The organism is Enterobacter sp. MGH 4 (assembly GCF_000534735.1).
Taxonomy (GTDB): domain Bacteria; phylum Pseudomonadota; class Gammaproteobacteria; order Enterobacterales; family Enterobacteriaceae; genus Enterobacter; species Enterobacter intestinihominis.
Map to the genome: position 1 here is coordinate 2,178,223 of NZ_KI973289.1, position 19,963 is coordinate 2,198,185.

Sequence of the window (19,963 nt, forward strand, 5' to 3'; positions counted from 1 at the left end):
GGCGACCAGTGTAAGAAGCTTTTATTACAATTTTATAACACAACAACGAAGGGATTAGGGCGTCCCTGCCCCGGATAACGAGGTGGAACGCTTAGAACTCGTAGCCAACCGAGACCTTAAAGGTACGCGGCTCGCCCTGAGTGATGTAAGTACCGGAATCATCCACGCTTGACCAGTAGTTCTCGTTGGTCACGTTGTCGATGCCTGCGCGCACGGTCATCTGGTTTTCATTGTGGTTCACCGCGAAGCGATAGCGCATGCCCAGATCCAGCGTGGTGTAGCTGTCCAGCTTTTTGGTATTCGCCAGGTCAGCATACTGCGTGCCGGAGTGGTTAACGCGCGCGGTCGCCGTCAGACCCTCAATCGGCTTGATATCGTATTCTGCGCCCAGCACGGCGTAGAAGCTTGGAATACCGATCGCGTCGTTCCCCTGGTTCACGCCGTTTTTAGTTTTGGTCAGCTCGGCCTGAAGCCAGGTGGCGCTGGCGTTCAGACGCATCCCAAGCATTGGCTCGCCGAAAACGTTCAGCTCCACGCCACGGTTACGCTGTTCAGCGTCCAGGCCGTAGTGGCCGCTGTCGTCGAGGATGGCCGACGGCATTTTGATCTCAAACAGTGCCAGGGAGCCGCCCACGCGGCCAAAGTCCGCCTTTACACCCACTTCGTTCTGCTTAGAGTGCACGATACCGGTGCTCTGGCCGTAGTTGTTTGCTGAGCGAGGCGCAGTTTCACCGGGCTGTAACGCCTCGGTGTGGTTGGCGTAGAGGGAAATTTCCTCCCACGGCTTATAGACCACGCCGTAGGTTGGCATCCAGCGGCTACCGTCAAAACCGTCCGCGTCGTTTTCCGCACCGGTAATTTTGTTGTACCCGCGAATCACCACTTTCTGATGGCGTGCGCCTGCGGTAAACAGCAGTTTGTCGTCCAGCACGCCCAGGGTATCGCTCAACAGCCAGCCCTGCGTGCGGGTGCGCCCACTGGTCAGCGGATCGCTGTATTTGCCGCCTTAGCCGCTGAAGTTGCTGCTGTCCGGCATAGCAACGCCGGTGTTGTGGTAGATGTTGGTGGTCGGGTTATCCGCCGCGGCAGACATTTTCCACGCGATTTTTTCGTTTTTGGTCATCGCCGAATACCCGACATTCACCTTGTGCGAGACGAAGCCGGTCATGAAGTTACCGCGAATGCCCGCCATGCCGCTGACGGAATCACTGATGCGGTTGGTATCAAGGCGGCTGACCGTCGCATTACCGCTTTTATCCATCAACTTCGGGGCGCTGTAGATCCCCTCTTCGTGCGCGTGCTGTGCGCCGAGGCCGGTATAGGCCGTCCAGCTATCGGTGATGTCGTACTCGCTGCGCCACATGCCGAATTCGTTTTCGATATCGCTGTAGGCCCACTTCTGCGAGAAGTTGCGATCGTTCTTCGGTGGTTCAGGCACGAAGTCCACCGCCGAGATGTTGACGCTGGTCGGGCTGCCGTGGAAGTTTTTTTTCTGATAGCCCAGGTCCAGCGAGGTGCGGAAACGGTCACCTTTGTAATCCAGACCGGTGGAGAGCAGCGTGGTGCGGCGGCGGTCGTTCGGCACGCCGGTTTCGCCTTCACGATGCACAAGGTTCACCCGCGCGCCGAACTGGTCGTTATCGCCAAAGCGACGCCCCGCATCCAGCGTGGTGCCAATCTGGGAATCCGAGGTGTAGTCGACGCCCACTTTCGCCTGCGGGATGTCGCCCGCGTGTTTTGGCTCAAGGTTGATCATCCCGCCCACGCCCGAGCTGGCCGCGCCGTTCATCAGGGAATTGGCCCCTTTAAAGATCTCGATGCGGTCAACCATCTGGGCATCCACCACCTGGCGCGGCAGTACGCCAGACAATCCGCCAAAGGTCATATCGTCGCCGTCAAACTTCAGGCCGCGGATACGGAAGGTTTCCGCGCTGTTGCCGTACCCCTGAACGAACTGCACGCCCGCGTCGTTAGCGACCACGTCAGCAATGGTTTTCGCCTGCTGATCTTCCACCAGCTTCGAGGTGTAGCTAATGATGTTGAACGGCACGTCCATGGCGTTCTGCTGCCCGAGCATCCCCATACGTCCGCCGTTAGCCACCTGGCCGTCGAGAAAGGCCGGAAGCAGCTGGTCACCGCCGGGTTTGAAATCACTCCCCGCCGTGGACTGGACCACGATGGTGTCCTCTTTTTTCTCTTCCGCCGCAAAGGCGGAGTGTGTAACCGCGCCGATGGCAATCGCCAGCAGCGTTTTGTGCATTGTGGTGTTGTTCATAATGAGCTCTTAACGTGCGCGCAAAAATGGCCCGTTGTCGGGCCTTAGTGTTTATCAAATGAAATGCAAATGAGAACTATACGCATTATATATACGTAATCAAGCGTCAACGAGGAGCACTGCGCGAGAAGAGGTTAAAAACGATGTGGGGGAGAAGTACGGCGTACAACCACCCCAGACAGGGGTGGTTGCTAAAGCATTATTTTTTCTTGTAAATATCGGCGGTGCCGTGAATTTTGTTGTTTGTATTACCGGAAGTCAGCACCAGTACATCAGCACCTTCTTTATCAGCCTTTTCGACCAGCTCTTTTTTCGCATCGTCGACAGAGACTTCGTTAGCCGTGCTCACGGTACCGATTTTTTCGTACTGAGACTCAACTTTTTCGAATTCGTTTTTTGTCATCATTTCAGCCGCAAAGGCGTTGGTGGTAAACAGAAACGCGGTGCCCAACAAAATAGCAGTCGTTTTTTTCATAAACTTTTTCCTTAAGATTAATGAGCAACTACGAAAAGCCCCCACGCGAAACGGTGAGGTGTAATGAGCATGGTAGAGGATTGGCGAAAATGCCATATACCAGGGAAAATTCTTTTATAACAGGCTGTTGTCCTGCATGAATAAAGGGTTTAAGCGGTATTTGAACGCGCCAGATACTTCCTCTGGACGATTTTATGGTGTCGTCTGATTTTTTTTGCGATCAGGCGTTTTTCCCAACGCCGGTGGGATTCAATGGGAATACCAATGCGCAGGCTGGCCGTCACGTTGTCTTCAACAATCCTTTTCGCGTTACAACGCTTTCCGGACAGATCGATGATCCTTATTCCTTTTTCACTCAGGATGAAGTTCCCGCCGTGCGCATCGCCGGAAATGATTTTCAGATTGTGCATTTTCTGCATACTGTGTCGGATTTCACGCTTTATGTCCGGCGTGATCGCGGGAAGAACGCGTAACTCCGGACCGGGGACATACTCAAACAACATGAGCGAGATTTTTGCGAATCTGAAAATCCGGCGTTCAGCCAGGAGATAAAAATCATTCGGGAAGGTATGACCTTGCCTGCCAGCATAGTCGATCCGCTCAATCAAATTTTCGTTGGGGTTGGGCGTAAAAAACGATTTGAAAAATTTTTCTATCCTTTTTTTCCTGGGGGAGTAAATCTTTAATACAAACTGTCCGTAGGGGGTATTCAGTAAAGAGACGTGGGTATGCGGAAGGCTTTTAAATACCATCTGAACGCTGAGTCGTTTTACATTACAGGACAATATATCGTCCAGTATTTCCAGGTATCGTGTATCGTTATTTTTATAACAGACGTGAAAACCACGGTATTTCATTTTTGTAATCATAATAATGTGCTTAGTATGATTTTTCCACGGTGGTATTAGAACCCGTTGTGATGATACGAACTTTGTCGCCAGGGTTAAATGTCAAACCATTATTGTGCTGCACCACCTGAATAGTCTGCCCGGATTGGGTCTTGATAAGTAACTTCACTTCCTGTGCTGCCAATTCGTTAGACTGCCGGTTATGAGAAGCCGCCGCCCCAACTGTTGCACCGGCTACCGTCATGGCGGTTTTCCCTTTGCCGTTACCGAACTGGTGACCCACTACGCCACCAATCGTGCCCGCGGTTAAGGTACGCAGCGGATGATACCCTTCTCGGGTATGCGTAATAATTTGGCTCTGCAGAACCGTGCCATCCTCCACCAGCGATCGGATGCCAGCGTAACTCGCCGGACTGGTGATAGCCAGAAAGCTCAACGCGATGAGTAAATATTTTTTCATTTTAAGCCTTTCTTATACATTGAAGGTGACACTATTCTGCCCGGCGAAAAACCCTCTCCTTTAGCTAAATATGCTTTACCAGGCAAATAATTTATTTTTACACAAAACGACCATAAATTTAAAAATAAACAATTTAAAACTGGAAAGGTATATTGACTTCAATTATCAATAACGTGTTTTCCAGATACATTGTCAGAGTATTTGATTCAGACGAAGCAATATCCATTGCACAATTCTCAATAATTACCAATCATCGTTATTAAAATAATGGTCCCTGTCCATACAGGGAAAACATCAGGAGTTATATTATGAAAAAAGTCATTCTCGCTCTGGCTTTCACTGCGGCATCATTTTCTGCATTTGCAAATCATCCGGTAGCCCGTGCGACTGCCGTCGCCTCCGCCGATCATCCTGTTGCCGTTGCGGCGGCCACCGGTGAAGGTAACCATCCTGTCGCCCGCACCACGGCGGTGGTTTCTGCCGATCACCCTGTCGCCGTCGCAGCCGCAACAGACGGTAGTTATCATCCCGTCGCCCGCGCAACTGTGGTCGCTAACGCTGACCATCCGGTCGCCGCCGCGGCCGTTACAGGGCACTAATGGCGCTCTCCCCCGGCAAGGAAGCTGGGGGTATCAGCCCAACCTGGGCATCCACTCTTCGTGTAACCCGGTCTTTTTCATTACCGCCAGAATACTCAGGGTGATGATGGTCGCCAGTAGCCCACCAAACAACGAGGAGCACCAGCCATGTTTGTCGCAGAGCCCTGACCACAGTGCCGCCAGGCAGGCCGTGAAGCTCCCCCAGTACAGATAGGAGTTGGACTTCACCCAGGTAACAGACAAAGAAAACCATCCCCATACGTCGGGGGCTTTTTCAAACATGGGAATCTCCTGATATTAATAAAAGAAGGAATTATTCCGTCGGGTGACGGGGATCAATGTGCTTAATAATGCGCCCCGCAGGACGCATGATAAGGGCGCTATTCTTTCTGGCGGATAAGCGGCAGTGCGACGGCAATAAAGCAGACCACCAGCACATCATCAGCCAGGAACGACATCATCCGCCCGGTAAAATCTACCGCCATGACCAGGAAAAGCGGGGCGGCAGCCAGCGCAAGACGTGCATTTTTCACAGGTACTGATCCAGAGAGAGCTGAAGAGCCTGCGCTCAGGAATTTGAGGAAAAAAGCCCCATGCATGTAAGGCTCTGTAAATTCTTTGCCACATCTAAGGATGTGGCTGCGCTCATGCTCTTAAGTTGATATCGATTCATCGCTACCTAGAACCGGTGCACATTAAGCAGATATAAAAAAGCTCCGGTAAAAAACCGAAGCTTTATGTTTAACAGCTGTCATTTAGCTCCGGACACTAATAACACCGATTATTAGAAAAGAAATGAATCCTAAAGCTAATTGATACCGTGACATTACTTCTGCATCCTGCACGATACAAACAATATGAATAAAATTCTTTTTTGCAAAAACCCAAATTAACGAGTCATTTTCTTTAAATGCAAAATACTCATTCTAACCGACTGAGAAACACAATATTGAAAAAGCAAGCCATATGGCACGTAAACGGAAAAGATCGCCGACCTGGCGGTGCATCATCCGATGACTACGATCGCCTTCATGAAGCAATGGAGTCCAGAAATTACTTTCGCGAAATTCAGGACGGAGCCGGAAATTGGTTTAATCTTCCATCCGCTGAGTACGTAGCCGAAAAAAACGCATCAGCCCGCGCAGTTCGAGACGAAGTTGTAGCCATCGCCGGGACGATAAAGGATAACCCTCGGGTGCTGGTCTCTCAGGCTGCAGATCGCTCATGGCATTTAATCAAGAAGTTAGCTTTGGTCGCCGTCACCGGTTATCCCATTCCCGCTACGTCCATCATCAACTCTGACGCCAGGGGCGCTATCAAGGCGTTCCATTGCAATAAACGCGGCGGCCACATAGCGACCGAGATTTTCGTTATATTCCTCTCCCCGCTGCCCCTGAGCCACAATAAGCTGGCCCAGTCTTTTTGCGTAACGCACTAACATTTTTTATGATTGGCGGAAAGATAATCGGAGTATCAATATGAGCGATGGATTACAGGTCGTAATGTCGCCGGTACAACTGGCCGCCGTAATGTCTGATAAAACAGTAACTGAAGCAGAGACACTGCAGAATCGGTTGCTGGGCGGACTCGGTGTAGCAATGAGTACCGTTGAACTGGCCGGTGCGACAATTTTGTGCGCAGCGCCAGACCCAACGACGCTGACTAAAGCGGCCTGCATTGTTGTTGGTGCGCATGGACTCGACAGCCTCAATGCTGCTATTGACCAGACTCTGACGGGTCGAGATACACGGACAGCAGCGTATCAGTTAGCTACTGATACAGCTCGCCGTCTTGGAGCTGATGAAAAGACTGCGCTTAATATTGGCCTGACTGTCGATATTGCTGTTCCCGTAGCCTTTGGCCTTGCTTTGGGGGCTGTACGTATTGCCTCTGTTCGTGTTGGTCGGATTAAACTGATGGAACATGAATCAGCGACCGGATATAAACCTGGGGGACATACACTATCTCGCCATGTGGGGCTAAGTGAAGCGGAGCTGCGAACCCGTCTGGCTAACCGACCAACGTTATCCGGTAGCAGCACTTTCTATAATCGGCGCGTAGCAGAGGAGGCAATTTCCCAGGCGTTGAGGTTCAATTCGTCTTATATCACCAATTGGGCCAAAACAACGAGACCGGGAGCGAAACTGAATATCGACTTTTTTGCAGGAAAAGAGGTCGGTTTTGGAATTGAGTCTGCCACTGGCTCTGTGATCAAGTCTCATAAAATGCGTGTCGTACTTGAGCTTCAAATGTACAACGATAAACCATATTACGTTCTGACCGCCTTCCCGATACTGAGATAATGATGATTTATAGATACCTGGATCACCTTATAGCGACCTACTTCAATCAGGATTATGACCTCTTCGGAGAAACCATTGAGGAGGTGATGGATGAATACCTTAAATGCGAGGGGCCTGAGTATGCCCGAGGCGTAGTCACAGATTGCATAAATTTCATCAATACAAGCAAAGACTTAGAAATGGAGTTTCTTGAACTGTATAAGTTCGACTTTCACCCTGAGTTATGGGGGATCACAGCTAAGCAGTTTTTAACCATGATCTCCGCACAGGCCACCCGTTACCTTGAAGAGGAAAGATAAGGGCCTTTTCCGGCCCTTGAAGGTGTTCAATAATCCATCTCCAGCCGAATATCCAGCATCGCCGGGCAGCCATCAATAAAAGCTTCCGCCATCTGAAATTTAATGCGAATCATTCCCTCTGACAGACGTAACTTTCGCCCAAGCACACGCTTAGAGATATTTTTGACATAATGGTCAAAAAGAAGACCGTACTCATCCGGCCTTTTCTGTTTCAGGCGCGCCATGCTTGAATCGATAATTAACGCGTCATTCTCGATACAACTCGCAGAACTCCATCAGTGAGGAAAATGCGGGTTGATGACCAGAGCGCATGGAATGCAGCATGTCGTCGTGCAGGTATCGAAGATTTCCGATTCCACGACCTGAGACATACATGGGCGAGCTGGTTAATTCAGTCTGGCGTCCCGTTATCTGTTCTTCAGGAAATGGGCGGCGGGGAAAGTATCGAAATGGTTCGTCGATATGCTCACCTGGCACCGAAACACTTAAGCGAACACGCACGGAAAATTGATGCCATTTTTGGCAATCATGACACAAATACGACGCATGGAGAAAATCAGGCCAGTTTGAGACTAGCGTATGTGCATGATATTTAATGGCACGCCCTGTAGGATTCGAACCTACGACCTACGGCTTAGAAGGCCGTTGCTCTATCCAACTGAGCTAAGGGCGCACGGAGAAGAGTGTACTTCGCGGTGGTGAAACGCCTGGAATTATACGGTCAATGCGTAGTGAGTCAATGCCTTTTCCACCTTCTCTGCCGTTAATGACTAGCTGATTGTAAATACGGCTGTTTTTTCAACATTTATCCCTCTTTTACGGGCTGCGAAAAGGCTTAGCCGCTTTTAAGTAACGCCTGCTGTTTTCCTGTTTACTTCCCCTTCACACTGTCCTGCGGTATCCCGGCCGCCTGGAGGCTGGAAATGAACAGGACGACGGAGTGACAGCGCCAGACCATACAGGTTTCCCCTCGTGCGTGCAGCACATCTCACACGACATTACAGGCATCAAGCTTGAACCCATTGTCGCCCTCTCCTCTTCGCGCACGGTAGGGGCTGAAGTGCTCAGCGTGCTGTCACCGCATCAGCAAAGCGAAGGCTTTTTTCACGACTGGTCCGCCGCCCGGGCGCTTATGCTGCTGGAAGCACAGATCGCTGCGTTAAAAAAACCCTTTCCCTGCGACAACCTTTTCATAAATTTGCCGATAACCGTTCTGACCATACCGGAAATGTTCCAGCGTTTACTGCAACTTAACAGCCCACCGCTGAACATTGAACTCGTGGAGCCTGCTTCCTTCTTTTCTCTCTCAGACCCGGCACATCTGAGGGTGAGTTGTGCGCTTCAGCAGTTGACGGCGCAAGGACATCGGATCTGGTTGGATGACATTGATGAAGCGTCAGGGCGCGCGTTTTTATCCTGCCGCATGCCGTTAAGCGGAATAAAAATCGATAAGATCGCTTTCTGGCGTTTACGTGCAACGCCAGCGCTGGCAAACCTGGTCACGCTTTGTTCAAAAATTGCTGAAAATGTACTCATAGAAGGCATTGAAACAGAAACGGATCGTAAGTTTGCGCTTCAGGCTGGCGCGCGCTTCGGTCAGGGATATTATTGGCCATCCTGGAGATGGCAGGAGGACTGAACGGTCATCGCCAAGAGGGAAGCTATGCGAATGACAGTACGCCGTTACCGGCGTCGTCGGACAGGAAGTGATTCACCGGGTTCAACGCACTCGCCTTTTGCTCTCCCATTTTTTGATCGTCTCGAATATTTGAGCCAGTCAATCAACCAGACCCGCAAAACCGATGCTCCCTTTATCGTTCTGGTCACACAGGATAACTTTTTCCGTTCCGGTTTTCTGAGCGGGCACTCTCCCCTGAGCAATTGCTGTGACTATTCCACCCTGGAAGCCGCCCTCAGCGATCTGAATCAGTGGCCTTCATCACGTCTGGTGGTAGATGTAGAAAGCCGCGCCTCGCCGCTTATTGACCTGCTGGACCGATTACGACGCCACAGCCTGTTCGCCCCCTACCTGACACCCTACCTGCTCATCCGCGCCGATGATTACGATACACGCCTGTTTTGCAAAGCGGCTGGCCCTTTTCATGTGATTGAACGGCAACTTACGCCGCGGGCGTTGCAACAAACCTTGCTGGAAACGCCGTCACCCGCCGGCCACCGGAAAGAGTGGTTTTCACGTGATGAATGGCCGATCCTGCAGGCGCTATCGCAGGGTAGCACCCTGCGACAGATTGCTCAGTTACAGAACCGCCCCTATAGCCGCATTATTTACCGTCTCAGCTGCATCCTGGCGAAACTTGGGCTGAATCATCGTCATGAGTTGCTACATCTTCTCAACAACCTTTCAGATTTCACGTATTAACGTATTCAGTAACCCCTTAATTCCTAAAGACCTTTAAGAAAATACTTAGGATATATGTTAATTTTTTGTGTTTTTTAACAAAACTTTCGATTTTATAACTATTCCTAATTCTTCATCTTAAACCATGCGAAATGCTGCCTGTACGCTAAACGAGAGTCGTTTTATCCATGCGTTAAGTTTCTGACGTTTCCGTTAACAGGATGATAATGGTGTAAAAACAAGCGATTTATCTGTAAATAAAAGCGATGAGAGGTGAAGAAATCAGCAGATAGTGCTGTTTTGACGAAGGGATCATCCTCCTGGCCTGAGGTGTTAGAAATGAGGCGATGACGCGCTAAAGAGCGGACATCAGAGGTAGCGGACAGGCGGAAAACACTTTGTCACGACCTGCGTATTGTTAACATTTGATCAACATACAGTAAGATCGTTTATTTTTTGTTATTACATAAAGATGAAACTGTGTGGTAAATGCAATATCAGGACATTTTTGCTAAGGAAGGTGCGAATAAGCGGGGAAATTCTTCTCGGCTGACTCAGTCATTTCATTTCTTCATGTTTGAGCCGATTTTTTCTCCCGTAAATGCCTTGAATCAGCCTATTTAGACCGTTTCTTCGCCATTTAAGGCGTTATCCCCAGTTTTTAGTGAGATCTCTCCCACTGACGTATCATTTGGTCCGCCCGAAACAGGTTGGCCAGCGTGAATAACATCGCCAGTTGGTTATCGTTTTTCAGCAACCCCTTGTATCTGGCTTTCACGAAGCCGAACTGTCGCTTGATGATGCGAAATGGGTGCTCCACCTTGGCCCGGATGCTGGCTTTCATGTATTCGATGTTGATGGCCGTTTTGTTCTTGCGTGGATGCTGTTTCAAGGTTCTTACCTTGCCGGGGCGCTCGGCGATCAGCCAGTCCACATCCACCTCGGCCAGCTCCTCGCGCTGTGGCGCCCCTTGGTAGCCGGCATCGGCTGAGACAAATTGCTCCTCTCCATGCAGCAGATTACCCAGCTGATTGAGGTCATGCTCGTTGGCCGCGGTGGTGACTAGGCTGTGGGTCAGGCCACTCTTGGCATCGACACCAATGTGGGCCTTCATGCCAAAGTGCCACTGATTGCCTTTCTTGGTCTGATGCATCTCCGGATCGCGTTGCTGCTCTTTGTTCTTGGTCGAGCTGGGTGCCTCAATGATGGTGGCATCGACCAAGGTGCCTTGAGTCATCATGACGCCTGCTTCGGCCAGCCAGCGATTGATGGTCTTGAACAATTGGCGGGCCAGTTGATGCTGCTCCAGCAGGTGGCGGAAATTCATGATGGTGGTGCGGTCCGGCAAGGCGCTATCCAGGGATAACCGGGCAAACAGACGCATGGAGGCGATTTCGTACAGGGCATCTTCCATGGCACCGTCGCTCAGGTTGTACCAATGCTGCATGCAGTGAATACGCAGCATGGTCTCCAGCGGATAGGGCCGTCGGCCATTGCCCGCCTTGGGATAAAACGGCTTGATGACAACGGTCATATTCTGCCATGGCAGAATCTGCTCCATGCGGGAGAGGAAAATCTCTTTTCGGGTCTGACGGCGCTTAGTGCTGAATTCACTATCGGCGAAGGTGAGTTGATGACTCATGATGTCCCTCTGGGATGCGCTCCGGATGAATATGATGATCTCATATCAGGAACTTGTTCGCACCTTCCCTAATTTTAAAAAGTTAGCGATTCAGATACAGAAGATAATAATCATCAATATATGGACATTAATTTACAGGCTTTTCGGACAATACTTAAACGGTATAATAAGACGTGTTTGACACGCGAATAAGAAAAATCATTTTGCCATAACAGCCTTATGAGATAACTGCGCTCAGGCATTGATATCACCACTACGTAAACAAGGATGCTTTCGCTCTTCCCAGGGATCTACCGTACAAGGATCTGCGTAATTATCCTTCCGGCTTTTCGAGAGTTTTAACAAAACTCAGCATAACGCTTTTAACAATCTGAGGCATAAAAAATGAAACCGGCATCCGTTATCATTATGGACGAACACCCTATCGTCAGAATGTCGATAGAAGTCCTGCTACAGAAAAATAAAAACATCCAGGTCAAACTGAAGTCAGGCGACAGCCACGAAGTGCTTGACTGTATACGCAACCACCCCATCGACCTGGTCATTCTCGATATCGAAATGACAGGCACGGACGGCTTCGTATTATTGAAAAGAATCAGAAACTTAAATAAAGATATTAAGATTCTCTTCCTCTCTTCGAAATCTGAAGCCTTCTACGCAGGGCGCGCCATCCGCGCCGGGGCAAATGGTTTTGTCAGTAAGCGGAAAGATCTGGGGGAAATTTATAACGCGGTGGAAATGATACTGACGGGCTATTCTTTTTTCCCGTCAGAAACATTGAGTTTTATAAACCATATAGGCTCCCGGACAGGCGCCGCTGTGGATATGCCATTATCGAATCGTGAAGTGACGGTTCTGCGATATCTGGCGAACGGATTATCTAATAAGGAGATTGCGGATCAATTATTACTTAGCAACAAAACAATTAGCGCTCATAAGTCTAATATCTTTTCCAAGCTGGGCGTACAAAGTATCGTTGAATTAATTGATTACGCGAAAGCGCACGAATTACTGTAATCCTTCCCTCTCCCTGCAACATATAACCGTTACAGGGAGAGGGGATACGATTAATTATAATTAATCATGAAAGTTGCATCGGCATCAGCCCGGCCCGGCTGCGGGTTATCCGCCGTGGCGATATAATTGGCATAAAACGACAGTTCGGCATTTCCCTGCGCATCCACGGACACCGTCTGGCTGGCCTGCTGCAACGCGAGGCGCGTTTTATCCCGGTCGAGGATCTCCACGGCCACGTTACTGGCCGCGCTGGCATCATTCAGCGCCAGCAGGCTGTTATCATGCCCGTCCATCTTCCCCGTAAATGTGATCGAAGCCGCCCCCGGCGGGCATCCGGTCAGCTTCAGGGTGAACGGTACAGGCTGCGTCCGGCTTCCCGTTGTGCGGAGCTGTTTCGTGGGCCAGGTGCCGAGCGTGACGGTTTTATTGCTGTCGTCCCCCTCCGCCACGCAGGTAAAATCCACGATATTGCCATAGAGCTGAATGTTAATTTCCCCAAGCGCCGTCTCTGCGTGCGCAGGGGAGCAAAGCGCAAAGAGCGCGACGGCTAAATACCGCATTCCGTTTCGCATACCTGCTCCTTAGTCATAGTCGACGCGTAAATAGCCGCGAGAGGTAAAACGCCCCTCGGCAGGTTTTTTACCGGTCACGCTGACGGGCCACGCGCGGATCCCCACCTGTGCCTGTGCGCTATCGTCCAGACGGAACGGGATTTTGCTGGTCAGGTTGTTCGGCGTCAGCGGTACACCATTACTGTTGGCAATCACAAAACCCACATCCGCGTTATCAGAGACCAGCGTACTGCCTGAAACCTTCTCCGCTTCAACACGCATTGTGAGCATGGCGTTCGCCTCGACGTTGGTGCATTTTATGCCGATGGTTTTGCTTTGCGCTGAGATCCCCTCCGGCTTATTTCCGATGCCCGCTTTACTGAACAGAGAGGCGCCGATGTCTCCGAAATCGAACTCCACCACATTTCCGGCATTAATCTCACAGCTCTGAGGCACCTGAATGGTCCCGCTGTAGCTGATGGTATAAACCGGCGTGGTGAGCGGATCCGTGGAGGTCGTGGTGACGTAAACCCGGAACATGATTGCCCGGGGGATCACCACCATATTGATAAAGCGTCGGGTCACCTTAAGCCGAAAGACGAGGCTGGAATCCTGTACTCCAAACGGTTTGTTTTTAGACACGTTCGGATGGCTCCCCATCTGAATGTACTTTCTGGGTGGATAGAACGTGCCAGCGTAGCTGTCGGTGATTTTCATCGCCCCGTCCAGATAGTCGTTTAGCTTCAGATACTGGTAGCCATCGCTGGTGCCTGTGACCGGGAATTCGGTCACATAGCTACGCTTGGTGGTGTTCCCGGACGTTCCCTTAGGGCAGACGGCGTTGACGCCCACCCACTGGGACTTCTCGCTGAGTGTAACAATCTGCCCCACCTGGTTATTGGAGCTGTTGAATTTATCCGTCAGGTCGTAATACACCTCCGTCGGCACGCCATTTTCATTGACGCAGACGGTGGCGAACGCCTCAGATAGCGGCAAAAATGCCAGAAGGGATAGCCCCAGATAATGGATTTTATTCACAGCGGATCCCCTTAAGTGTGATCGCCTGTTGCAGGCTCTGTTCTGGCAGGCTGTAGGGCGCACGACACTGGGACTGCTTCCCGTCTCCCCACTGAATCAGCAGTTCCCCGCTCAGCGGCAGCCCGCTCAGGTAAATCTGCCCGTCATCGCCCACCATGCTGGTTACGCCGCTCTGCGTCTCACGCACCACCGCCCCAAACGGCACAGGCTGGTTATCACGCTTAACGGTGAGCAACGCACGCACGCCGATGCGGGTGTCAAAACTGGCGCGCACCAGCGCACCGTTCGTCGGCACGACGCTGGAAACGTTATTTTCAATGTCGGTGTTGTTGCTCATGGTGTTAGTGTCGAGCGCCACGCGGTTGTAACGGTACACCGTGGCGTACGGCATCACCGCATAGCCACGCCAGTCTGTTTTGACGCCGGTCTGGTTTTCGACGCTCACGCCTGACGCGCCCGGCGCTTTGATCAAGACGTTGGTATCGCCCAGCGGCTGACTGAATGTGATGCCGTCTGAATGCCCTACCACGCCGCCGGAGAGCTGCCAGTTGAGGTCGTGCTGATCCCGCGTGTAGTTGTAGCCCACACCCAGCGTACCGTACGTTGCCTGCCAGTTGGCGCTGGCGCTGCCGCTGGCACCGTTATTGCTGGTGTGACCCTGCGTGACGCTGTAGTTCAGGTTACGATCCTGGAGCAGCGTTCCGCTGATCCCGGTCTGCCAGCTGGTATCACCGTCGCTGTTGCGGCTGGCTGAGGCCGTGGCATAGGCCCGGTCGATCGCGTTATCGCGACGGTAGCCGTGACGGGTGAACAGGCTGAACGGGACGGAGACGTTAAACGAGGCGATCCGGTCAGTTCCTTCAATGCCGACGGCCTTGTTCCATGACCAGGATAAGGCGTAGCTGACCCCTTTCACCCCGCCTGCGTAGCCGAGCTGATACCAGACGTTGGACTCGCTGGTGCCCCAGTAACTTTGCTGGCTGCCCGACACGTACACCGAGCCGTAATCGCCAAGAGACTGGGAGATATTGAGCTGGAAACGTCCTTTTTTATTCAGCGTCAGGTTGTGATAGCTCTGCACGTCCTGCACGCCGTCATCGTCCTGATCGTCGCCATACTGGTAGCCTTCCATTGTGCGCCAGGCCACATCGTCGAGGGTGTAGAAGCCTTTGGTCGAGTAGCGATAGCCCAGCAGCTGGAAGTTGGTGCCGAATCCGTTAAGGGATTTTGCGTACAGGAACCGCAGGGACTGCCCTTCATGGCGGCTGTCATCGGCAAGCTGGCTGCGGGCATGGGTGAGGTCAAGTGACACCGCCCCCCAGTCACCGAGGTTTTTTCCCGCGCCAATGGCGATGGCGGTATAGCGCGAGGCCAGCTGCGTTCCGCCGTACAGCGTGTAGCCGTCGGCAAGACCCGCAATCATCGTACCCTGAGTAAAGAACGGCGTGTCCTGCTCGCTGTTGCCGCTGCGATAGTCCCCTGCCACCAGATCGTATTTCCAGCGTCCTTCACGCTGAAGCAACGGAACGGTGGAATACGGGACGGTGTAGCGCTGCTGGCTGCCGTCCTTCTCTTCCACCGTCACCTCCAGGTCACCGCTTGAGGAGGTCGGGTTAAGGTCAGTTATCGCAAAAGCCCCCGGCTGCACATAGCTTTGGTAAATCACGTATCCGTTCTGGCGGATCACCACTTTGGCAGGGGTGCGGGCGATTCCGCGTACGGTAGGCGCGTAGCCTTGCAGGCTGTCCGGATACATGCTGTCGGACGAATAGAGCCGACCACCGCGAAAACCGACGCTGTCGAAGACATCGTTACCGGTGTTGCTGTCGCCGAGCACCAGCTCGCTTTTTAGCGGAATGACCGTACGCTGCGCCCAGGTGCCAATATTTTGCCAGCTGCTGTGCCGCTGGCCGTTGCTTTCGGTATAACGCCACGCGCCGTTATTGCGTAATCGCCAGGCGCCATAGTTCAACCCGCTTTGCAGGTTCAGATAGTAGCTGTCGTCGTCGCTGCCCCGGTTGCCGGTGAAGCTGTAGTTCAGCAGCGCGGCGGGGATGCCTTCATCCCACTGTTCAGGCGGAATATACCCGCGGGCGCTGTTTTGCATCGCCACCTGAGGCAGACTGACGTTAAGGCGCAACGAGGCGAAGTTGAACGCCGTTTCGCTGCCCGGAATAGCCGTGGTGAGCGGAACGCAGGTCTCGCCCTGCACGTTGCTCAGTTCCGGGAAGGCGGCGATATTGACGCCAAAGCGATCGAGCATCGCGCGCGTAATGCACGGCGACAAACCGCCCGCGACCGGCGGCGTGTTGTCGGCTTGCTCAAACCGCACGTCCTGGGTGCCGATAAACTCATCGTTACGCCAGATATCGACGCGATAGACGCCCGGTGCCTGCTGGTGGCCTTTCTCAAAACGCGACAAATCCGCCACGTTCGCCGCGTCATCGGAGAGAAACGCTGGGTTAAAGTAGCTTTCACCCCAGCCAGCGTGTGGCCAGAGCGTTGCCATCAGTGCCAGCGCAACCGGGCAGTAACGCCATTGAGTGTTCATCGCCCTGTCTCTGCTCACAGGCTGACGCTACGCGCCGGCGTAATGGCACCGTAGTCATTCACACTCTGCCAGGAGAGCGTGCCGCTCGCTGCGGCAGGCAGCACCTGCTGCGCCGAGCTTTTAGGAGCAACCATCAGGTTCTCCAGCGTCTGACCGCCGAGCTTCAGATTGACCAGCGTGACGTAATACGGCGAGGCATTGCTCACCTTAAGATGGTTGCCGACGCGCTCAAAACGCAGCTGTGAGAGCGCCTCTTCCGGCGGCATCGCCAGGTTAGCCGGGCGAACAAACAGCTTGATGCGTGACAGAATGGCCAGTTGCAGGACGTTGTTGCCGTCCTGATGTTTTTTGCTGACGGAGGGAATCGCTTTGACGTTCATGTAAAAGAGTGATTCGCGATCGGCAGGCAGCGCCGGGCCTGCGTAGATAATGCGCAGGGTGTTTTCGCTGGCCGGCTCGCTGACAAACAGCGGCGGCGTGACGGCAAAGGTTTTTTCCTTTTGCCCGTTGGCATTTTCTATCCACGCGTTAATTAAATAGCGCTCTTGTTTATTGCTGTTGGTGATCGCCAGCGACGTTTGTTTTGCATCGGCCGGATAAATAACGCGCGTCGCGCCTAGCGCAATTCCGCCGGATGCATTCGCGCTGGCAGAAACCATCATCAAAATAAAAGTTAAAAACAGTCCAGGTTTAATCAGGGTGTTCATCACAACCGTACCTTTAATAATTAGTTCGCAGGCGTCAGGGATAAATCAACGTAAACCAGACATTCGACTGAATAGTGCCTGGTACAAGGTGTTCGGAAATAGCCCGGTAGCGGGCGCTGAAATGAAATACCAGCTCGCGGGTGTTAATGGGTAACCAGCTCACTGCCGTCGCGTTCGGGATGATCTGACGTTGCTGTTCGTCAAAAAGCGCCAGTCCGACACCGCTGCTGACCGCATTTTCCCCCGGCCGCGATGTCGCCAGGAAAACCTGCGGGTCTTCTGCCGGTGTCACTCCCTGGAACTGGATCCCCACGGTGCGGGAGACGTCCACGCTGCAATCCAGCAGACGTACGGTGAAAGGCACATTAACCGTGGAAAAGCTGCCGACGCCGGAAAAGGCGTTTGTGCGGTATTGCCCCATATCCACGCGCATATTCTGGCTGTCCGGGGCCACGGCGCAGCCGCCGTTAACCAGCTCTCCCCTGAGGTGTACTTTGCCGCCGTCTATGACAACGGTATGTGCGTTTACCGCTGAGGCAATCGCAAGGGCACACAGCAGTATCCCAGTCCTTGTCATCCTTCGCTCCCGGTATAGGCGATCAAAAGACCTCTTCCCTGAGGCCAGCCACATCCCTGTACTCAGGCATTACTCGTATTTCATTACGAATGTTGCGTCCGCGTTTGCCTGGCCTGGCGCGGTGGTCGCCGCCGTGGCTTTATAGCGCGCGGTGAAGTTCAGGGTGTTAGTCCCTTCAATCAGGTTCTGCGCCGCAGAGAAGGTTGCACCGTCCGGGGTCAGCGTGGAGGATTTGCTGTCGAGGATCTCAATGCCTACGCCCTTCGCGGAGTTGTCGTTGTTACCGGAGCTTACCGCCAGCAGCGTTTTGTCGGTGGCGTCGATTTGGCCGGTAAACGCGACAGCAGCGGTTTTCGCTACCGCAGGATCGCAGTCGTTCAGTTCGATGGTGAAGGGAATATTGGAGGTGGTGTCACCCACTTTAGTGAATTTCGCGGTACGGTACTGGCCGAGATTAACCGTCTGCTCTGAAGAGTCAGTATTCACTGAACACGCGGCATTCACTAATTCACCTTTAAAATGCACCGTACCACCGTTTACAGATACAGGTGCTACCGGATCTTCTGCGTGAGCGGCACCCGCGACCAGGGCCAGAGTTGCAATAACAGTAGAAGCAATGTTGCTGAGTTTCATGTCTATTCCTTTAAAATGTAAATAACCCTTCCCGCGCATATTCGGGAATAAGAAATACGTTCAATTAAAAAATTGAAGGCTTATTTCGGAGAGGACAAAGTAGCTCAGGAATCTATTTTGTAATATGTCAAAACGCTGCCATTTTGCCAGGTCACATCCTATTCGCCTCTAAGAAATTGACCATGCCCTGAGAAGGGGTTTTGCGGGCCATCGATGAAATCTCGTAAAGGGTGACTGACAGCGGCGCTCGCTTCTGACAAAATACAGGTAATCCCCCCCTTTCTAACGTTACAGACGGAATCTTCTCTCTGATGGCAGCAAAGATTATTGACGGTAAAACGATTGCGCAGCAGGTGCGCTCTGAGGTTGCGGAAAAAGTGAAGGCGCGTAAAGCTGCCGGAAAACGCGCCCCAGGGCTGGCCGTAGTGCTGGTTGGCAGCAACCCGGCTTCGCAAATTTATGTCGGCAGCAAACGCAAAGCGTGTGAAGAGGTGGGGTTCGTCTCCCGCTCTTACGATCTGCCGGAAACCACCAGCGAAGCAGAACTGCTGGAACTGATTGACACCCTGAATGCCGATAAAGAGATCGACGGCATTCTGGTTCAACTGCCGCTGCCTGCGGGCATCGACAACGTGAAGGTGCTGGAGCGTATCGCGCCGGACAAAGACGTTGACGGTTTCCATCCGTATAACGTGGGCCGCCTGTGCCAGCGCGCGCCGCGCCTGCGTCCGTGCACCCCGCGCGGCATCGTGACGCTGCTGGAGCGTTATAACATCGACACCTATGGCCTGAACGCCGTGGTGATTGGCGCCTCCAACATCGTGGGCCGCCCGATGAGCATGGAGCTGCTGCTGGCGGGCTGCACCACCACCGTCACCCACCGCTTCACCAAAAACCTGCGTCATCACGTCGAAAACGCCGATCTGCTGATCGTTGCGGTCGGCAAGCCGGGCTTTATTCCGGGCGAGTGGATCAAAGAGGGCGCAATCGTCGTGGACGTGGGTATTAACCGTCTGGAAAACGGCAAAGTGGTTGGCGACGTGGTGTATGAAGATGCCGCAGCGCGCGCATCCTATATTACTCCGGTCCCGGGCGGCGTAGGCCCGATGACGGTCGCAACACTGATTCAGAATACCTTGCAGGCGTGCGAGGAGTATCACGACGTAGAGGACGCGTAATCATGGCAACTTTTTCTTTAGGTAAACATCCGCACGTTGAGCTGTGCGATCTGCTGAAGCTGGAAGGCTGGAGCGAAAGCGGTGCGCAGGCGAAAATCGTCATCGCCGACGGGCAGGTAAAAGTAGACGGCACGGTGGAAACCCGCAAGCGCTGCAAAATTGTCGCGGGCCAGACCGTGAGCTTTGCAGGTCAGAGCGTGACCGTGACGGCCTGAGCTGTCTGATGCCCGGTGGCGCTGCGCTTACCGGGCCTACGTACTGTCTCCGTTTGTAGGCCGGGTAAGGCGAAGCCGCCACCCGGCAATTTCTCTCACAATCCCCTCACACCCATCACGGTTAATTATCGATCAACTTCAAATAATCACTATTCCCTCTGGCGAAACGTGAAAATTATGTTGCGCGATTTTCAGACTTTCCCCACGATAAGTAGAACGTTCTACTAAAACGTTCT

22 protein-coding genes, 1 tRNA gene and 2 pseudogenes are annotated in these 19,963 nt (G+C 52.6%); 10 read left to right on the plus strand and 15 right to left on the minus strand.

Going from position 1 to position 19,963, the window contains the following annotated elements; all coding sequences use genetic code 11:
* Nucleotides 1-91: 91 nt before the first annotated feature.
* The 4 genes and pseudogenes from L350_RS0122365 to L350_RS12095 all read right to left on the minus strand — a co-directional run bounded on the left by L350_RS0122365 (nucleotide 92) and on the right by L350_RS12095 (nucleotide 4,058).
* Nucleotides 92-2,275: pseudogene (locus L350_RS0122365) on the minus strand (TonB-dependent receptor).
* A 199-nt stretch (nucleotides 2,276-2,474) separates the two neighbouring features.
* A complete protein-coding gene (yahO, locus tag L350_RS12105; RefSeq protein ID WP_022647318.1) occupies nucleotides 2,475-2,750 on the minus strand; it encodes a DUF1471 family periplasmic protein YahO in 276 nt (91 codons plus the stop codon).
* Nucleotides 2,751-2,899: 149 nt separating this feature from the next.
* Nucleotides 2,900-3,619, minus strand: coding sequence for a lipopolysaccharide core heptose(II) kinase RfaY (locus L350_RS12100; protein WP_023305620.1), 720 nt, complete (start codon nucleotides 3,617-3,619; stop codon nucleotides 2,900-2,902).
* A 10-nt stretch (nucleotides 3,620-3,629) separates the two neighbouring features.
* Nucleotides 3,630-4,058, minus strand: coding sequence for a glycine zipper 2TM domain-containing protein (locus L350_RS12095; RefSeq protein ID WP_032624712.1), 429 nt, complete (start codon nucleotides 4,056-4,058; stop codon nucleotides 3,630-3,632).
* A 308-nt stretch (nucleotides 4,059-4,366) separates the two neighbouring features.
* Between L350_RS12095 and L350_RS12090 the strand changes: the two genes are divergently transcribed.
* Entirely contained in the window at nucleotides 4,367-4,657 is a 291-nt protein-coding gene (locus L350_RS12090; RefSeq protein WP_022647314.1) for a hypothetical protein, read from the plus strand.
* Between the two features lie 33 nt (nucleotides 4,658-4,690).
* Here the strand turns inward: L350_RS12090 and L350_RS12085 are convergent, their stop codons facing one another.
* Nucleotides 4,691-4,939 carry a phage holin family protein gene (locus L350_RS12085; RefSeq protein ID WP_032624713.1) on the minus strand — a complete coding sequence of 83 codons (249 nt, stop codon included), beginning with the start codon at nucleotides 4,937-4,939 and terminating at the stop codon, nucleotides 4,691-4,693.
* 98 nt (nucleotides 4,940-5,037) lie between these two features.
* A complete protein-coding gene (locus L350_RS23225; protein ID WP_032624714.1) occupies nucleotides 5,038-5,190 on the minus strand; it encodes a DUF3927 family protein in 153 nt (50 codons plus the stop codon).
* A 416-nt stretch (nucleotides 5,191-5,606) separates the two neighbouring features.
* Here L350_RS23225 and L350_RS24445 point away from each other — a divergent pair, with 416 nt between their 5' ends.
* Genes L350_RS24445 through L350_RS12075 form a run of 3 tightly spaced genes read left to right on the plus strand, consistent with a single transcriptional unit; the run spans nucleotide 5,607 to nucleotide 7,259 of the window.
* Nucleotides 5,607-6,095, plus strand: coding sequence for a hypothetical protein (locus tag L350_RS24445; protein ID WP_050595067.1), 489 nt, complete (start codon nucleotides 5,607-5,609; stop codon nucleotides 6,093-6,095).
* A 40-nt stretch (nucleotides 6,096-6,135) separates the two neighbouring features.
* Nucleotides 6,136-6,960: an RNase A-like domain-containing protein gene (locus tag L350_RS12080; RefSeq protein ID WP_032624715.1), complete on the plus strand. Its 825-nt coding sequence runs from the start codon at nucleotides 6,136-6,138 to the stop codon at nucleotides 6,958-6,960.
* The gene (locus tag L350_RS12075; RefSeq protein ID WP_032624716.1) at nucleotides 6,960-7,259 is read left to right on the plus strand and encodes a contact-dependent growth inhibition system immunity protein; all 300 of its coding nucleotides are present in this window, start codon (nucleotides 6,960-6,962) and stop codon (nucleotides 7,257-7,259) included. The genes L350_RS12080 and L350_RS12075 overlap by 1 nt, the downstream gene beginning before the upstream one ends.
* Before the next feature lie 26 nt (nucleotides 7,260-7,285).
* Here L350_RS12075 and L350_RS12070 read toward each other — a convergent pair whose 3' ends face one another.
* Entirely contained in the window at nucleotides 7,286-7,516 is a 231-nt protein-coding gene (locus L350_RS12070; protein WP_370967635.1) for an antiterminator Q family protein, read from the minus strand.
* Nucleotides 7,517-7,528: 12 nt separating this feature from the next.
* Here L350_RS12070 and L350_RS23235 point away from each other — a divergent pair.
* Nucleotides 7,529-7,855 (plus strand): annotated as a pseudogene (locus L350_RS23235) (site-specific integrase); the annotation flags it as partial.
* On the opposite strand, the gene L350_RS12065 reads toward L350_RS23235, so the two are convergent.
* Nucleotides 7,856-7,932, minus strand: a tRNA-Arg gene (locus L350_RS12065).
* A 303-nt stretch (nucleotides 7,933-8,235) separates the two neighbouring features.
* Here L350_RS12065 and L350_RS12060 point away from each other — a divergent pair.
* Nucleotides 8,236-8,898 (plus strand): EAL domain-containing protein, encoded by a 663-nt coding sequence (locus tag L350_RS12060; protein ID WP_032624717.1) that lies wholly within the window; start codon nucleotides 8,236-8,238, stop codon nucleotides 8,896-8,898.
* A 24-nt stretch (nucleotides 8,899-8,922) separates the two neighbouring features.
* A complete protein-coding gene (locus L350_RS12055) occupies nucleotides 8,923-9,639 on the plus strand; it encodes a helix-turn-helix domain-containing protein (RefSeq protein ID WP_023305615.1) in 717 nt (238 codons plus the stop codon).
* A 640-nt stretch (nucleotides 9,640-10,279) separates the two neighbouring features.
* Here L350_RS12055 and L350_RS12050 read toward each other — a convergent pair.
* Nucleotides 10,280-11,260: an IS5-like element IS5 family transposase gene (locus tag L350_RS12050; protein WP_032624718.1), complete on the minus strand. Its 981-nt coding sequence runs from the start codon at nucleotides 11,258-11,260 to the stop codon at nucleotides 10,280-10,282.
* A gap of 384 nt (nucleotides 11,261-11,644) precedes the next feature.
* Between L350_RS12050 and fimZ the strand changes: the two genes are divergently transcribed.
* Complete coding sequence (gene fimZ, locus L350_RS12045; RefSeq protein WP_022647311.1) at nucleotides 11,645-12,277, plus strand: fimbria biosynthesis transcriptional regulator FimZ; 633 nt, start codon at nucleotides 11,645-11,647, stop codon at nucleotides 12,275-12,277.
* A gap of 50 nt (nucleotides 12,278-12,327) precedes the next feature.
* Here the strand turns inward: fimZ and sfmF are convergent, their stop codons facing one another.
* The 6 genes from sfmF to fimA all read right to left on the minus strand — a co-directional run bounded on the left by sfmF (nucleotide 12,328) and on the right by fimA (nucleotide 18,334).
* Entirely contained in the window at nucleotides 12,328-12,849 is a 522-nt protein-coding gene (sfmF, locus tag L350_RS12040) for a fimbria assembly protein (RefSeq protein ID WP_023299488.1), read from the minus strand.
* Nucleotides 12,850-12,858: 9 nt separating this feature from the next.
* A complete protein-coding gene (gene fimH / locus L350_RS12035) occupies nucleotides 12,859-13,866 on the minus strand; it encodes a type 1 fimbria D-mannose specific adhesin FimH (RefSeq protein WP_022647309.1) in 1,008 nt (335 codons plus the stop codon).
* On the minus strand, nucleotides 13,859-16,417 hold the full coding sequence (locus L350_RS12030) for a fimbrial biogenesis usher protein (protein WP_032624720.1): 2,559 nt from the start codon (nucleotides 16,415-16,417) through the stop codon (nucleotides 13,859-13,861). Before L350_RS12030 ends, fimH begins: the two co-directional genes overlap by 8 nt.
* Nucleotides 16,418-16,431: 14 nt before the next feature.
* Nucleotides 16,432-17,124, minus strand: coding sequence for a type 1 fimbria chaperone FimC (gene fimC, locus L350_RS12025; RefSeq protein ID WP_022647307.1), 693 nt, complete (start codon nucleotides 17,122-17,124; stop codon nucleotides 16,432-16,434).
* Nucleotides 17,125-17,158: 34 nt separating this feature from the next.
* Nucleotides 17,159-17,701 (minus strand): type 1 fimbrial protein subunit FimI, encoded by a 543-nt coding sequence (fimI, locus tag L350_RS12020; protein WP_023305613.1) that lies wholly within the window; start codon nucleotides 17,699-17,701, stop codon nucleotides 17,159-17,161.
* Nucleotides 17,702-17,770: 69 nt separating this feature from the next.
* Nucleotides 17,771-18,334, minus strand: a complete 564-nt coding sequence (fimA, locus tag L350_RS12015; RefSeq protein WP_022647305.1) for a type 1 fimbrial major subunit FimA — start codon at nucleotides 18,332-18,334, stop codon at nucleotides 17,771-17,773.
* A 311-nt stretch (nucleotides 18,335-18,645) separates the two neighbouring features.
* Here fimA and folD point away from each other — a divergent pair, with 311 nt between their 5' ends.
* A complete protein-coding gene (gene folD / locus L350_RS12010; RefSeq protein WP_008499332.1) occupies nucleotides 18,646-19,512 on the plus strand; it encodes a bifunctional methylenetetrahydrofolate dehydrogenase/methenyltetrahydrofolate cyclohydrolase FolD in 867 nt (288 codons plus the stop codon).
* A gap of 2 nt (nucleotides 19,513-19,514) precedes the next feature.
* Complete coding sequence (gene ybcJ / locus L350_RS12005; RefSeq protein WP_022647303.1) at nucleotides 19,515-19,727, plus strand: ribosome-associated protein YbcJ; 213 nt, start codon at nucleotides 19,515-19,517, stop codon at nucleotides 19,725-19,727.
* Nucleotides 19,728-19,963: the final 236 nt, after the last annotated feature.

Bases quoted from the DNA above. Each gene is read 5' to 3' on its own strand.
- yahO (WP_022647318.1), bottom strand. From the start codon at position 2,750: ATGAAAAAAACGACTGCTATTTTGTTGGGCACCGCGTTTCTGTTTACC.
- L350_RS12100 (WP_023305620.1), bottom strand. From the start codon at position 3,619: ATGATTACAAAAATGAAATACCGTGGTTTTCACGTCTGTTATAAAAAT.
- L350_RS12095 (WP_032624712.1), bottom strand. From the start codon at position 4,058: ATGAAAAAATATTTACTCATCGCGTTGAGCTTTCTGGCTATCACCAGT.
- L350_RS12090 (WP_022647314.1), top strand. From the start codon at position 4,367: ATGAAAAAAGTCATTCTCGCTCTGGCTTTCACTGCGGCATCATTTTCT.
- L350_RS12085 (WP_032624713.1), bottom strand. From the start codon at position 4,939: ATGTTTGAAAAAGCCCCCGACGTATGGGGATGGTTTTCTTTGTCTGTT.
- L350_RS12080 (WP_032624715.1), top strand. From the start codon at position 6,136: ATGAGCGATGGATTACAGGTCGTAATGTCGCCGGTACAACTGGCCGCC.
- L350_RS12075 (WP_032624716.1), top strand. From the start codon at position 6,960: ATGATGATTTATAGATACCTGGATCACCTTATAGCGACCTACTTCAAT.
- L350_RS12055 (WP_023305615.1), top strand. From the start codon at position 8,923: ATGCGAATGACAGTACGCCGTTACCGGCGTCGTCGGACAGGAAGTGAT.
- L350_RS12050 (WP_032624718.1), bottom strand. From the start codon at position 11,260: ATGAGTCATCAACTCACCTTCGCCGATAGTGAATTCAGCACTAAGCGC.
- fimZ (WP_022647311.1), top strand. From the start codon at position 11,645: ATGAAACCGGCATCCGTTATCATTATGGACGAACACCCTATCGTCAGA.
- sfmF (WP_023299488.1), bottom strand. From the start codon at position 12,849: ATGCGAAACGGAATGCGGTATTTAGCCGTCGCGCTCTTTGCGCTTTGC.
- L350_RS12030 (WP_032624720.1), bottom strand. From the start codon at position 16,417: ATGAACACTCAATGGCGTTACTGCCCGGTTGCGCTGGCACTGATGGCA.
- fimC (WP_022647307.1), bottom strand. From the start codon at position 17,124: ATGAACACCCTGATTAAACCTGGACTGTTTTTAACTTTTATTTTGATG.
- fimI (WP_023305613.1), bottom strand. From the start codon at position 17,701: ATGACAAGGACTGGGATACTGCTGTGTGCCCTTGCGATTGCCTCAGCG.
- fimA (WP_022647305.1), bottom strand. From the start codon at position 18,334: ATGAAACTCAGCAACATTGCTTCTACTGTTATTGCAACTCTGGCCCTG.
- folD (WP_008499332.1), top strand. From the start codon at position 18,646: ATGGCAGCAAAGATTATTGACGGTAAAACGATTGCGCAGCAGGTGCGC.
- ybcJ (WP_022647303.1), top strand. From the start codon at position 19,515: ATGGCAACTTTTTCTTTAGGTAAACATCCGCACGTTGAGCTGTGCGAT.